The organism is Pseudomonas sp. GW458-11-26-14-LB4 (assembly GCF_059423925.1).
The window spans coordinates 56,667-70,237 of record NZ_JBWKYU010000009.1 but is presented as its reverse complement, the minus strand read 5'-3'; the positions used below and the strand labels follow the sequence as shown (position 1 = coordinate 70,237).

Sequence of the window (13,571 nt, the reverse complement as noted above, 5' to 3'; positions counted from 1 at the left end):
GGACTGACCATGGCGCTGGCCAAACGCATCATCCCTTGCCTGGACGTGGACAACGGCCGGGTCGTCAAAGGTGTGAAGTTCGAGAACATCCGTGACGCCGGTGACCCGGTGGAAATCGCCCGTCGCTACGACGAGCAGGGTGCCGACGAGATTACCTTTCTCGACATCACCGCCAGCGTCGATGGCCGTGACACCACGCTGCACACCGTCGAGCGCATGGCCAGTCAGGTGTTCATTCCGCTGACCGTCGGCGGTGGCGTGCGGACCGTGCAGGACATCCGCAACCTGCTCAACGCCGGTGCGGACAAGGTGTCGATCAACACCGCTGCTGTGTTCAACCCGGAATTCGTCGGCGAAGCGGCGCAGCATTTCGGCTCGCAATGCATTGTCGTCGCCATCGACGCAAAGAAGGTTTCGGGCCCGGGCGAAACCCTGCGCTGGGAGATCTTCACCCACGGCGGTCGCAAACCGACCGGCCTCGACGCCGTCGAGTGGGCGAAGAAAATGGAAGGCCTGGGTGCCGGTGAAATCCTCCTGACCAGCATGGATCAGGACGGTATGAAAAACGGCTTCGACCTCGGTGTGACCCGCGCCATCAGCGATGCGCTGGGCATTCCGGTGATCGCTTCCGGCGGCGTCGGCAACCTGCAGCATCTGGCTGACGGCATTCTTGAAGGCCACGCCAGTGCAGTACTGGCGGCGAGTATTTTCCACTTCGGCGAATACACCGTTCAGGAAGCCAAGGCCTACATGGCCAAACGCGGCATCGTAATGCGTTAAACATCCATACAGGCCAGTGGACAGCATGGCGTACCCAAGGCACTCTTGGGCACGCCATGGATTTCGGTAGCCCGACATGATCAAACGCCTGCTCCTCGCCCTCGCCAGTGCCTCCGTGTTGTTGATCAACACCGGCCACGCCGAGGAAAGTCCCGACACCGATCTGGTGCTCCTCACCGAAAACTTCCCGCCGTACAACATGGCGAAGAACGGCAAGAATTTCGCCCAGGACGAAAACATCAACGGCATCGCCACGGACATCGTGCGCGAGATGTTCAAGCGTGCCGGCATCACTTACAGCCTGACCCTGCGTTTCCCATGGGAGCGGGTCTACAAGCTGGCGCTGGAGAATCCCGGCTACGGTGCGTTCGTCATGGCGCGCCTGCCGGATCGCGAAAAGCTCTTCAAGTGGGTCGGCCCGATCGGCCCGGACGACTGGGTCATGCTGGCCAGGGCCGACAGCAAGATCACCCTCGAAACCCTCAATGACGCGCGCAAATACAAGATCGGCGCCTACAAGGGCGATGCGATTGCCGAGACTCTGACCAAGCAGGGTTTGAAGCCGGTGGTGGTGCTGCGTGATCAGGACAACGCCAAAAAACTCGTCAGCGGCCAGATCGACCTCTGGGCCACCGGCGATCCTGCCGGGCGTTATCTGGCGCGGCAGGATGGCGTGACCGGCCTGAAAACCGTACTGCGTTTCAACAGCGCCGAACTGTATCTGGCGCTGAACAAGGACGTGCCGGACGAAGCCGTTGCCAAGCTTCAGGCGGCGCTCGAACAGATGCGCAAGGACGGCGTGGTCGACGAGATCATGGGGCGGTATCTGTAGTTTCTGGCGACTCTGGTAACTCGGGAGATTCCGGCTGTTCCGGCACTGACGGGAGTGGCACCATGGCGTCACTCGCGACTTCTGGCGGGTATTCGAGCCAGTGCAGGCTGTTTCTGTCGGAGTACCTGAAGTTGATGGCGGTTTCCGTTCGGTTGTCCCGCCAGAGATCGTAGTTACTCTGCAGTTGATACAGCGCCATCATCTTGTGTTTCGTCACGTTGGCGGCGACCGCCACGATGTCCGGCGTGGTCCATCCGATGCTCGAGGTTTCGGTGTGGGTGAAGGCTTCGCCCAGCCTTGCCGAGAACCTTATCGACCGTTCAACCGTTGAGTCGCTCGCTGGCCAAACCCCCGGAATCTGTATTGCACTGATGCGGTTGAAAAGCCGCAGATCGCGGCGGCTCAGAACACGAGGCAACGTCCAGTGAAACAGGCTGCTCTTGTCAGTCGTGTTATGGCTGGAGCCGATGAGCACATACCGGTCAGTCCTTTGCAGGTAATAGTAGGGCGATTGGCGGAATCTCTTCAGTGATGGCTGACCGTGGTCTTCCACCGCAAACCAGGGCAGCCTGGCAGTGTGGGTCGGTTGCGAGGGCTCGAGCGGTTCCGGCGCTTCGAATCCTGACAGTTCCGGGAGTTCAGGCGCTGGATTGCTCTGTACCGCAATCTGCATTCGCAATGAATAGGCTTCGGCTTCATTCTCGGGGCTGTCAGAGTTGCCGGAAGCGATGAACGTGCCTGCCGTGAAGTTGATCGCACCTGCATCGGCAACCGGAGGAGCGATGCTCCAGGCGCTGAAATACTGGCGGGAACGATCTCCCCGATCATTCCAGATCAACTCGGCGACACTGGCCTCAATCACCAGATCTTCGCGCACGCAACGTACCGAGCTCAGTAAAGGCTTTTCGTGGTTGATGGAGCACACCGTTCCCAGTGCCACATACCCCTCAGGCGCAATCGGCCGCCATAGCGTCCCCCCCGCCGGCGTCGAGGTTGCATCGCTCCAGATTTCTTCGAAATCATCCGGTGGACTGAGTGCATTTGTTTGCGCGGTTTCGCCATTTGCGGCAAGGCCTTCGCGGACAACGGCCACGATCTTGCTGCCATTGATATTGCCGTTGCCGGAGATGGCGACGTCCCCGAGGGGGTAAAAGCCAGGCAGCGAGTCGGGGGATGGCACCGGACGCCAGAGCGCGCAGGGTGTCGATCCCGAGCCATTGCAGTTCCAGATCCGCTGGAATTCGGTGGTGAAGTTGATCAGCAGGTTATCGACCTGGATCGACTCCATTGGCCTGTCGGCCGTGGTTTCACTGTTTTCGCTGTTCATGGTCATTCCTGATAGTGAAAGGCGACTCGTGGTCGCGACCTGTTGCAGGTCTCAATATCCGGAATTGGCCAAGGGGACGGGCGGTAACTATTTATCGGGTGTGGCGGGGTACTACCGGTAAATGCCGTTGTGGCCGTGAGCGGCTGTAGCGCGATTGCTGCGCACACTGATCATCTGCTTGATGTCGATCCACTCGATGCCCTGAGCCTTCAATTTGGGTAGTTCGCGCTCCAGCACCGCCAGTGTCTGCGGATAAGGGTGGCCGATCATCACGGCCGAACCCTGTTTGTGCGCCAGACTGATCGCTGTCTGCAATTGAGTCAGGATCGCCGCTTCTGTGCGCTCGTCATCGAGAAACACATCCCGCGAAACACTCGCCAGATCAATCTTCTGTGCCTGTTGCGCAGCGACGGTCTGGGCGCTGGTGCGGCTGTCGACGAAGAACTTGTGGCGACGCTGCAACTCGCCCATCAACCACGCCATGGCCACCGGCTGCGCAGTCATGCGGCTGCCCATGTGGTTGTTGATGCCAGCGGTGTAGGGGACCATTCTGAACGCAGCGTTCAGGCGTTTTTCGAGTTCTTCGATGGGCAGTTCGGGATGCCAGGCGAACGGGCCGGTGGCCGGGTCCATCGGCATGTGCAGGATCACGATCTTGCCGGCGCGATGGGCTTCGCGGGCGAATTCGGTGGCGTGCGGGGTGTCGGGCATGATCGCTGTAGTCACCGGCCCGGGGAGGGCCAGCACGCGACGATCCCGGGGCAGGTTCTGCCCCAGGTCGTCGATGATCAGCGTCAGGTAGGCTTTTTGAGGTGTTGGTCTGGCAGGTTCTGCGTGAGCAGCACCCGCCAGGCAGCACAGCAGGACAAAGACGAAACGCAAAAACATCCTCAACGGCCGGACGTGATGCTCAGGCCTTTGAGCAGGCTCAGGGCCTGGGCCAGCTGGTAATCGTCATCCTGCGGCATCGCCTTGGCCTTGCCGCCGGAACCGGTCGGTTTGTCCGCGCCGCCGTTGCCGTTGCCCAGGTGACCTTGCAGGTCGGCTTCCTTGAAGTAGTCGCCGTCCGCTTCGTTGGTGATCTTGGCCTTGCGTACTTCGATGTCCGGAACAATGCCCTGGGCCTGGATCGAGCGGCCGTTCGGCGTGAAGTACAAAGCGGTGGTGATCTTCAGTGCGCGGTCGTTGTTCAGCGGCAGCACGGTCTGCACCGAGCCCTTGCCGAAACTGGTGGTGCCCATGACCACGGCGCGTTTCTGGTCCTGCAGGGCGCCGGCGACGATTTCCGAGGCCGAGGCACTGCCACCGTTGATCAGCACGACCATCGGCACCGCTTCGCTTTCGTCCTTGCCGGTGGCGGAGAAGCGCAGTTCGGAATTGGCGATCCGGCCCTTGGTGTAGACGATCAGGCCTTTGGTGATGAAGTGGTCGACCACTTCGACCGCTGCCTGCAACACGCCGCCCGGGTTGTTGCGCAGGTCAAGGATGATGCCGTTGAGCTTCTTGCCGTTGTCCTTGCGCAGCTTGGCCAGGGCTTTGGAGACCTCTTCGCCGGTCTTGACCTGGAACTGGGTGATGCGGATCAGGCCGTAGCCCGATTCCAGCAGTTGCGCCTTGACGCTCTTCACCTGAATCACGGCGCGAGCCAGGGTTACATCGAACGGCGTACCGCCGTCGCGGACCAGGGTCAGGGTGATCTTCTGGCCGATCTTGCCGCGCATCTTGTCCACGGCTTCGGTCATGGTCTGGCCGCGGGTCGGCGCGCCGTTGATCTTGACGATGAAGTCGCCGGCCTGGATGCCGGCCTTCGATGCTGGCGTATCGTCGATCGGCGACACGACCTTGATGAAGCCGTCTTCGGCGCCGACTTCGATGCCCAGGCCGCCGAACTCGCCGCTGGTGCTTTCCTGCAACTCGGCAAAGTCTTCAGGGCCGAGGTAGGCGGAGTGCGGATCGAGGTTGCTGAGCATGCCCTTGATCGCGTTTTCCAGCAGGGTCTTGTCGTCCACCGGCTCGACATAGGCGGCCTTGATCCGGTCCATGACCTCGGCAAAGGTGCGCAGCTCTTCCAGCGGCAACGGCGCCTTGCTGGTGGCGGCAGTGCCTGCCGGAGCGACAGCCGGGGCCGGTTGAGCGGCAAACGCCAGAGGCGCGCCGATCACCAGGGCGATCGTCAGAGCCAGCGAGGTAAGACGGGACAAATGCAGCATGTCGAACGAACTCCTAATATCGGTAACTCACGCCTATCCTTGCGCGCGGCACCATTGCGCCGGATCACTCGGGTGACCCTGCTGACGAATTGCGAAATACAGCGCTGGTGTGTCCTGACCGCCACTGTTACCCACAGTGGAAATGGACTCACCGGCTTTTACCACGTCACCCGCCGACTTGAGCAGCGTCTGGTTGTGACCGTAAAGACTCAGAAAACCGTTGCCGTGATCAAGGATCACCAGCAGCCCGGCACCGCGCAGCCAGTCGGCAAACACCACGCGCCCGCCGTGTACGGCATGCACCTGGCTGCCGGCGGAGGCGCTGATCATCACGCCGTCCCACTTGGTGCGGGCATCGTCGCCACGGGTTTCACCGAAGCGTGCCAGCAGTCGACCATCAACCGGCCATGGAAGTTTTCCCCGACTTGACGCAAAAGGGCCACCGAAGGTCTCGCCGCTGCTGGAAACCAGCGCGCCAGGTGTGGGTCTGGCTTGTTTTCGCGGGGCGTCGCTGGTGTCCGAGTCCGCATCGGCGCGGGCCTGGGCCTCACGCAAGCGCTTTTTTTCGGCTTCCTGCTGGGCGATGAGCGCTTTCTGCCGCGCTTCTTCTGCCTCACGAGCCTGGCGGGCCAGGGTTTCTTCAATGGTTTTAAGGACTTTAGACAGGTCTGCCTGATCCTGCTCGCGGGCGGCCAGTTTCTGGTCCCGGGCTTTCACGTCGTCATTGAGTTTGGCAAGGGCCTGCTGGCGCTCCTTGCGGACCTTGTCGAGCGCTTCGCGCTGAGTGTCGAGATCGCTTTGCTGCGCCAGCAACTGCGCCTGCTGCACGCCGATGTCTTTTTCGACGTTGGCCAGTTGGCGCAGGGTTTCGTTGAAGCTTTTAAGCTGCTCCAGGCGAGCCTGGCTCAGGTAGTCGTAATAGGTGAGGGTGCGGGCGAATTTCTCGGGATTCTGCTGGTTGAGCAGCAGCTTGAGGTATTCCTGGCGACCGTTCTGGTAGGCGGCGCGGGCCTGGATGGCGATCAGTCGCTGCTGTTCAGTGCGCGCGCTCTGGAGTTTTTTTTTCTCCGCATCGAGCCGCTGCAGCTCGGATTCGCTCTTCTTCAGCTCTTTCTGCAGGGCTTCGACCTGTTTCTCGAGCTTGCCCATCTCGGTTTCGGTGCCCTTGAGCTCCTTTTGCACGCCGGATTTTTCTTCCTGGAGCTTGCCCAGCAGTTTTTTCAGCTCGGCGATGTCCTGGCGCGTGGCGTCCAGTTGCTGTTGGGTTTGCGCGCGCTCATCCGCGAAGGCCGGTTGGAGCAGGCATGTCAGAGCGAGGGCGATCAGGACGCGAAGCATAGAGGCGGGCGGCACCAGGGTAAGGGACGGCCTAGTATGCCCGCCCGACGCGGCAAAAAAAACGCCTCAAAGCCAACTGCTTTGAGGCGTTCGTCATAAAAAGCCGTTTCAGGCTGATTACAGGGCGTTTTTGATATCAGACCAGAATCGAAGTGCCAGTCATTTCCGCCGGTTTTTCCAGACCCAGCAGTTTCAGCATGGTCGGCGCCACGTCCGCCAGCACGCCGCCTTCGCGGACTTTCAGGTTGCGCTTGCCGACATAGATGAACGGCACCGGCTCGGTGGTGTGCGCAGTGTGTGCCTGACCGGTGGATTCGTCGGCCATCTGCTCGACGTTGCCGTGGTCGGCAGTGATCAGCGCTTCGCCGCCGACTTTTTCCAGTGCTTCGACGATGCGACCCACGCAGGTGTCCAGGCACTCCACGGCTTTCACCGCGGCTTCGAACACGCCGCTATGGCCGACCATGTCGCCGTTGGCGTAGTTGACCACGATCACGTCGTAGCGCTGGTTCTCGATGGCCTCGACGATGCGGTCGGTGACTTCCGGCGCGCTCATTTCCGGCTGCAAGTCATAGGTGGCGACTTTCGGCGACGGGATCAGGATGCGCTCTTCGCCCGGGAACGGCTCTTCACGACCGCCGGAGAAGAAGAAGGTCACGTGGGCGTATTTCTCGGTTTCGGCGATGCGCAGCTGGGTCTTGCCGTTTTTCGCCAGGTAGTCGCCGAGCACGTTTTCCAGGCTGCCCGGGGCAAAGGCGGCGGGGGCCGGGATGCTGGCGGCATATTGGGTCAGGCCCACGTATTGCACTTGCGGCTGGCGCGCGCGCTCGAATTCCTTGAAACCGTCTTCGACAAACACGCGGCTCAGCTCGCGGGCGCGGTCGGCGCGGAAGTTCATGAACACCACGGCGTCGCCGTCTTCGACCTTCACCGGCTCACCGATGCTGGTGGCTTTGACGAATTCGTCGCTCTCGCCACGGGCGTAAGCGGCTTCCAGACCTTCCTGGGCAGTGGCGGCGTTAAATTCGCCGTGGCCATCAACGATCAGGTTGTAGGCCTGGGACACGCGATCCCAACGGTTGTCGCGATCCATGGCGTAGTAGCGGCCGATCAGGCTGGCGATGCGGCCCTTGCCGAGCGCCTGGAAGGTCGCGTCGAGCAGTTCGATCGACGAAGCGGCGCTTTTCGGCGGGGTGTCACGGCCATCGAGGAAGGCGTGCAGGTAGATTTTTTCGGCGCCGCGCTTGAAGGCCAGTTCGGCCATCGCGATCAGGTGATCCTGATGGCTGTGAACGCCGCCATCCGAGAGCAGGCCCATGAAATGCACGGCCTTGCCGGCGGCCACGGCCTTGTCCACGGCGGCGCAGATGGTCGGGTTCTCGAAGAACTCACCGTCGCGGATCGCTTTGGTCACACGCGTGAAGTCCTGATACACCACGCGCCCGGCGCCCAGGTTCATGTGGCCGACTTCGGAGTTGCCCATCTGGCCGTCCGGCAGACCGACGTCCATGCCGCTGCCCGAGATCAAGCCGTTCGGCACGGTGGCCCACAGGCGATCCAGCACAGGCTTTTTGGCCGCATAGACGGCGTTGGATTCGGGGCTGTCGCTGTGACCGAAGCCGTCGAGAATCATCAGGACCAAAGGTTTAGGCGTGGTAGTCATGGAATCCACTCGTGGCTAATAAGAAGAGGGCGATGGAAAAGGGAGTTGGAGTTTAAAGCGAAGTTCCGGCGGCGTCACCGCCGGACGGGGTTTGGCCGACCATAGTGGCTGTGTATACTGGCCGACATTTTAACGCCCTGGAACCTCCTTCGATGGTTGCTCACCTGATTGAATTTGCCACTAACCACTACATTCTTGTCGGTATCTTCGTCGTACTGCTGGCTTTGCTGCTGGCGCATACGGTGCAAGGCGGCGGTAAAAGCCTGAGCACGGGCGAGCTGACCGCACTGGTCAACAAGGAAGCCGGCGTGGTGGTGGACATCCGTCCGAGCAAGGACTACGCCGCCGGTCACATCGTTGGCGCGGTGAACATTCCTCAGGACAAACTGGCTGCCCGCATCGGCGAGCTGGAAAAACACAAGGCCAAGACCATCATTCTGGTCGACGCCCTGGGCCAGACCGCCGGCACCCACGCCCGCGAACTGATGAAGGCCGGCTTCACCGCCGCCAAGCTGTCCGGCGGTATTTCCAGCTGGAAAGGCGACAACCTGCCGTTGGTGAAGTGACATGAGCGACGTCATCGTCTACTCCAGCGATTACTGCCCTTACTGCTCGCGCGCCAAGTACCTGCTCGCGAACAAAGGCGTGGCCTTCGAAGAGATCAAGGTCGATGGCAAGCCGCAGGTGCGCGCCGCCATGGCCCAGAAGGCCGGACGCACGTCCGTGCCGCAGATCTGGATCGGCGACACCCACGTCGGCGGATGTGATGATTTGTTTGCCCTGGAGCGCGCCGGCAAGCTCGACGCGCTGCTCAAGGCCTGAACTGCTGCACCTGCAAACCAAGAACCCTAAAAGACCCAAGATCAGAAAGGATCTGAGATGACTGACCAACAGAACACTGCAGCCAGCGAAGAAGAAACCGCACCGCAATTCTCCTTGCAGCGCATCTACGTACGCGACCTGTCCTTCGAAGCCCCGAAAAGCCCGGCGATTTTCCGCCAGCAGTGGGATCCGGCGGTCGCTCTGGATCTGAACACCCGCCAGAAAGCCCTGGAAGGTGATTTCTACGAAGTCGTGCTGACCCTGTCCGTCACCGTGAAAAACGGTGAAGAAGTGGCCTTCATCGCTGAAGTGCAGCAGGCTGGCATCTTCCTGATCAAGAACCTGGACGCGGGTTCGATGAGCCACACCCTGGGTGCGTTCTGCCCGAACATCCTGTTCCCGTACGCTCGCGAAACCCTGGACAGCCTGGTGACCCGCGGTTCGTTCCCGGCCCTGATGCTGGCCCCGGTGAACTTCGATGCCCTGTACGCGCAAGAGCTGCAGCGCATGCAGGAATCCGGCGAGACCCCGACCGTTCAGTAAGCGGTCGATGCAACACCGAAAAAAGCGCCGTTACAGGCGCTTTTTTCTTGGCTGATCGTTCCCACGCAGAGCGTGGGAACGATCAGCGGTGTCCTCTTGGGCGGTGTTATTTGAAGTCGTTCTGCCGCCACGCTTCGTAAACGGCCACTGCCACGGTGTTGGACAGGTTCAGGCTGCGGCAGCCTTCGCGCATCGGCAGGCGCAGGCGCTGTTCGCCGGGCAGGGCGTCGAGCACTTCCGGCGGCAGGCCACGGCTTTCCGGGCCGAAGATGAACGCATCGCCCGGGACGAACGCGGCATCGTGAAACGGCCGCGAACCCTTGGTGGTGAAGGCGAACAGCCGTGGATGACCGAGGCTTTCCAGGCAGCTGGCGAGGTCGGCATGGCGCTGCAAAGTGGCATACTCGTGGTAGTCGAGACCGGCGCGGCGCAGGCGCTTGTCGTCCATCTCGAAGCCCAGCGGTTCGATCAAATGCAGGTGGCAGCCGCTGTTGGCGCATAGCCTGATAACGTTGCCGGTGTTCGGCGGAATTTCCGGTTGAAAAAGGATGACGTGAAACATGCACGGCTCCGAAGGTAAAGATGACGCGCATTCTACGCCGCAAGCGGATCCGCGTTCGAAACTATTCCCGCGGGTGATGGCATCGCTGGCGATCGTCGGTGTGATGGTCGGGATGATGATCGGTCGTTTGACCACGCCTGACCCGACCGTCTTGCAGCAGGTCGAGGTGATCGATGATGGTCTGGCGGTGTGGTTCAACAACGAGCCGAAGCTGCACGGCGAGATCGTCGATGGCAGCCTCGCGTTGCTGTTCGAGGCCGAAGGCAAGGCGCAGAAAGGTCAGCTCAAGTTCAACGGCAAGGACGTGAACTGGCGGACGCGGTTGAGTGACGGGGGGTTGTTGCTGACGCTGGTGGCGGCGCGGCCGCTGCAGGGCGACTGGGCCGGCCAGGCGGTCGATGACCGCTGGCGGCTGGAGATCCATCTCCGGGAGCAATAAAAGAGGGAATCCCCGGCCTGCCTGTACCAAGGTTCCCGAAACGGGCGGGCTCATCGCATCGCGTTCTGAGCCGGTGTAAAGAAGGAACCCCTGACCTGCCTGTATCAAGGGCCCCAAAAGGGTGGACTCATCGAGTCCTGTGTAAAGAGGGGAATCCCCGGCCTGCCTGTACCAAGGCCCCCGAAAAGGTGGGTGAATCGAATCACCTGTAGGAGTTATTGCAGGGGGCGTGCCAGGTTTTCGCGTTTTGAAACAAAAAAGCCCGGCACAACGACGAAGGCCCCGTAATACGGGGCCTTCGTCTTTTCACAGGATGGGATTTTCAGCGGTTTACAGTGCAAGCCTGAGCCAGTGGCTGTGCCCGATTAAGGGTCACGGTGCCTTCCGGCGGTGCAGGCTGGCGCTGAATCTCAGCCTTCATCGCCCTCATCGTCATCCCCGCCATCGACTTTCATGCCGAGTTCCTTGATCTTGCGGGTCAAGGTGTTGCGGCCCCAGCCCAGCAGCACCGCAGCGTCACGACGACGCCCGGCAGTGTGCTTCAGTGCTGTCTCGATCATGATCCGCTCGAACGCCGGTACCGCGCTGTCGAGCAGGCTCGACTGACCGCGCGCCAGGGCCTGATCGGCCCACTGACGCAGCGCCTGTTCCCAGTTGGTGACTGGCGCCGAGTCCTGCGGCAGGCTCAGCAGTTCCGGCGGCAGATCGCTGATGTGCACCTCGCGCCCGGACGCCATCACGGTGATCCAGCGGCAGGTGTTTTCCAGCTGGCGCACGTTGCCTGGCCACGGCAGGTTCTTCAGGTATTCCTCGGTCTCGCTTTTCAGCAGCTTCGGCTCCACCGCCAGTTCTTGCGCAGCGCGGCTGAGGAAGTGCTTGGCCAGGGTCGGGATGTCTTCGCGACGGTCCGACAGGCGCGGAATATGGATGCGGATCACGTTGAGGCGGTGGAACAAGTCCTCACGGAATTTCCCGGCGTGAACCAGGGTTTCCAGATTCTGGTGCGTTGCGGCGATGATCCGCACATCGACCTTGACCGGCACATGCCCGCCAACACGATAGAACTCGCCATCGGCCAGTACCCGCAGCAGTCGGGTCTGGGTGTCCGCCGGCATGTCCCCGATCTCATCGAGGAACAGCGTGCCGCCGTCGGCCTGTTCGAAACGGCCGCGACGCAGGTTGGCCGCGCCGGTGAAGGCGCCTTTCTCGTGGCCGAACAGCTCGGATTCCATCAAGTCTTTCGGAATCGCCGCCATGTTCAGCGCGATGAACGGCGAGGCCGCGCGCGGGCTGTGGCGGTGCAGGGCGTGGGCCACCAGTTCTTTACCGGTGCCGGATTCGCCGTTGATCAGCACGGTGATGTTGGAGTGGCTCAAGCGCCCGATGGCGCGAAACACTTCCTGCATCGCCGGCGCTTCGCCGATGATTTCCGGGGTGCGAGTCAGGGTCGGGGCGACTTCCAGGCCCTGTTGTTCCTGAGCATGCTGATTGGCGCGTTTGACCAGCGACACCGCTTCGTCGACATCGAACGGCTTGGGCAGGTACTCGAACGCGCCGCCCTGATAGGAGGCGACAGCGCTATCCAGATCGGAGTGAGCGGTCATGATGATCACCGGCAGCCGCGGGTGCTGCTCGCGGATCCGCGCCAGCAGGTCCAGGCCGCTGGCGCCGGGCATGCGGATGTCGGAGATGATCACGTCCGGCTGCTGGCGCGCGAGGCGGCTCATCACGCCATCGGCACTGTCGAAGCTCTGGGTGGTCATGCCTTCCTGTTGCAGGGCTTTTTCCAGAACCCAACGGATAGAACGGTCGTCATCGACGATCCACACGGTTTCACTACGGCTCATGTCGATGTGGCTCCTTGTTCCAGTGGCAGAAAGATCGAGAACGTGGTGTGGCCTGGATGGCTGTCACACTCGATCAGGCCCTGGTGCTGGCTGATGATGTTCTGGGTGATGGCCAGGCCCAGCCCGGTACCGTCCGGACGGCCGCTGACCATGGGAAAGAAGATGGTTTCCTGGAGTTCCGCCGGAATGCCCGGGCCGTTGTCGATGATCTCGATCTTGGTCACCAGACGATGGCGGACGTGGCCGATGGTGAACTGTCGCATGGCGCGGGTGCGCAAGCTGATGCGGCCCAGGCGCAGCTCGTTCTGGCTGCTGATGGCCTGCATCGCGTTGCGCACAATGTTCAGCACCGCCTGAATCATTTGTTCGCGGTCGATCAGGACGTCGGGGATGCTCGGGTCGTAATCGCGCACCAGCGTGATGCAGCCCTGGCTTTCGGCTTCGACCAATTGGCAGACGCGCTCCAGCACTTCGTGGACATTGCACAGGGCCAGCGACGGCAGTTTGTTCGAGCCGAGCATGCGGTCGACCAGATTGCGCAGGCGGTCGGCCTCTTCGATGATCACGTTGGTGTAGTCGCGCAGGCTGTCTTCCGGCAGTTCCCGGGCCAGCAACTGCGCGGCACCGCGGATGCCGCCCAGCGGATTCTTGATCTCGTGGGCCAGGCCGCGCACCAGCATCTTGCTGGTTTCCTGCTTCGACAACTGGGCCTCTTCCTTGGTGATCCGCAACAGGCGGTCACGAGGATGGACTTCCAGCAAAAGCAGGGTCGCGCCGTTGCTGAGGATCGGCGTCACCGCGTAATCCACGGTCAGGGTCTGGCCGGTGAGGGCAGTGAGCATCGCTTCGCGCTTGGTGAACGGGTGCGCCTGCTCCACCGCCTGGCGCAACGAATTGAGCGCCTCGGTTGACTCGGTGAACAGCTCGCTGATGAACTGCCCATGGCTGCGCTGGCCGCTGATGGCCAGCAGCATCTCCGCCGCCGGGTTCATGTACTCGAGGCGCAATTCGCTGTCGAGCAGGATGGTGGCGGTGGTCAGGTTGTCGAGTAGCAAGCGATGCAGTGCGTCACTGATGGTCATGAGGACCTCTTTTGGAGCATGGCGCGCGCAGGGATACAGCGCTGATGCGAGGAAAATGCAAAAACCAAACCAAGGCTCCGAAACGAAGCGTTCAACCCCTGAAACGGGCGTTTGACGCTCGTTTGC

Annotated in this window: 14 protein-coding genes; 6 read left to right on the top strand and 8 right to left on the bottom strand. The window is 61.6% G+C overall.

Annotation, left to right across the window (positions count from 1 at the left end):
* Positions 1-9 precede the first annotated feature (9 nt).
* Entirely contained in the window at positions 10-780 is a 771-nt protein-coding gene (hisF, locus tag AC07XZ_RS13925) for an imidazole glycerol phosphate synthase subunit HisF (RefSeq protein ID WP_102687863.1), read from the top strand.
* 76 nt (positions 781-856) lie between these two features.
* A complete protein-coding gene (locus AC07XZ_RS13920; protein WP_085746376.1) occupies positions 857-1,612 on the top strand; it encodes a substrate-binding periplasmic protein in 756 nt (251 codons plus the stop codon).
* Here the strand turns inward: AC07XZ_RS13920 and AC07XZ_RS13915 are convergent.
* The 5 genes from AC07XZ_RS13915 to gpmI all read right to left on the bottom strand — a co-directional run bounded on the left by AC07XZ_RS13915 (position 1,593) and on the right by gpmI (position 8,150).
* Positions 1,593-2,939 (bottom strand): Vps62-related protein, encoded by a 1,347-nt coding sequence (locus AC07XZ_RS13915; RefSeq protein ID WP_158247732.1) that lies wholly within the window; start codon positions 2,937-2,939, stop codon positions 1,593-1,595. The genes AC07XZ_RS13920 and AC07XZ_RS13915 overlap by 20 nt on opposite strands.
* A 111-nt stretch (positions 2,940-3,050) precedes the next feature.
* On the bottom strand, positions 3,051-3,827 hold the full coding sequence (locus AC07XZ_RS13910; RefSeq protein WP_102687865.1) for a divergent polysaccharide deacetylase family protein: 777 nt from the start codon (positions 3,825-3,827) through the stop codon (positions 3,051-3,053).
* A 2-nt stretch (positions 3,828-3,829) separates the two neighbouring features.
* A complete protein-coding gene (locus tag AC07XZ_RS13905) occupies positions 3,830-5,149 on the bottom strand; it encodes a S41 family peptidase (RefSeq protein ID WP_085654441.1) in 1,320 nt (439 codons plus the stop codon).
* Positions 5,150-5,182: 33 nt separating this feature from the next.
* Positions 5,183-6,487, bottom strand: coding sequence for a murein hydrolase activator EnvC family protein (locus AC07XZ_RS13900; RefSeq protein ID WP_085746379.1), 1,305 nt, complete (start codon positions 6,485-6,487; stop codon positions 5,183-5,185).
* 136 nt (positions 6,488-6,623) lie between these two features.
* Positions 6,624-8,150, bottom strand: a complete 1,527-nt coding sequence (gene gpmI, locus AC07XZ_RS13895) for a 2,3-bisphosphoglycerate-independent phosphoglycerate mutase (protein ID WP_102687866.1) — start codon at positions 8,148-8,150, stop codon at positions 6,624-6,626.
* A 152-nt stretch (positions 8,151-8,302) separates the two neighbouring features.
* Here gpmI and AC07XZ_RS13890 point away from each other — a divergent pair, with 152 nt between their 5' ends.
* The 3 genes from AC07XZ_RS13890 to secB are packed head-to-tail and all read left to right on the top strand — an operon-like array spanning position 8,303 to position 9,515.
* The gene (locus AC07XZ_RS13890; protein ID WP_007952524.1) at positions 8,303-8,716 is read left to right on the top strand and encodes a rhodanese-like domain-containing protein; all 414 of its coding nucleotides are present in this window, start codon (positions 8,303-8,305) and stop codon (positions 8,714-8,716) included.
* Position 8,717: 1 nt separating this feature from the next.
* On the top strand, positions 8,718-8,972 hold the full coding sequence (gene grxC / locus AC07XZ_RS13885) for a glutaredoxin 3 (RefSeq protein WP_102687867.1): 255 nt from the start codon (positions 8,718-8,720) through the stop codon (positions 8,970-8,972).
* A gap of 57 nt (positions 8,973-9,029) precedes the next feature.
* Positions 9,030-9,515, top strand: a complete 486-nt coding sequence (gene secB / locus AC07XZ_RS13880) for a protein-export chaperone SecB (protein ID WP_007952521.1) — start codon at positions 9,030-9,032, stop codon at positions 9,513-9,515.
* A gap of 106 nt (positions 9,516-9,621) precedes the next feature.
* On the opposite strand, the gene AC07XZ_RS13875 is transcribed toward secB, so the two are convergent.
* Positions 9,622-10,077: a tRNA (cytidine(34)-2'-O)-methyltransferase gene (locus tag AC07XZ_RS13875; protein ID WP_007952520.1), complete on the bottom strand. Its 456-nt coding sequence runs from the start codon at positions 10,075-10,077 to the stop codon at positions 9,622-9,624.
* Between AC07XZ_RS13875 and AC07XZ_RS13870 the strand changes: the two genes are divergently transcribed.
* Entirely contained in the window at positions 10,076-10,516 is a 441-nt protein-coding gene (locus AC07XZ_RS13870) for a hypothetical protein (RefSeq protein WP_045121688.1), read from the top strand. The genes AC07XZ_RS13875 and AC07XZ_RS13870 overlap by 2 nt on opposite strands.
* A gap of 410 nt (positions 10,517-10,926) precedes the next feature.
* Here AC07XZ_RS13870 and ntrC read toward each other — a convergent pair whose 3' ends face one another.
* Both ntrC and glnL read right to left on the bottom strand, forming a co-directional pair.
* Positions 10,927-12,363, bottom strand: a complete 1,437-nt coding sequence (gene ntrC / locus AC07XZ_RS13865) for a nitrogen regulation protein NR(I) (RefSeq protein WP_007952518.1) — start codon at positions 12,361-12,363, stop codon at positions 10,927-10,929.
* Complete coding sequence (gene glnL / locus AC07XZ_RS13860; protein WP_007952516.1) at positions 12,360-13,445, bottom strand: nitrogen regulation protein NR(II); 1,086 nt, start codon at positions 13,443-13,445, stop codon at positions 12,360-12,362. Before glnL ends, ntrC begins: the two co-directional genes overlap by 4 nt.
* Positions 13,446-13,571: the final 126 nt, after the last annotated feature.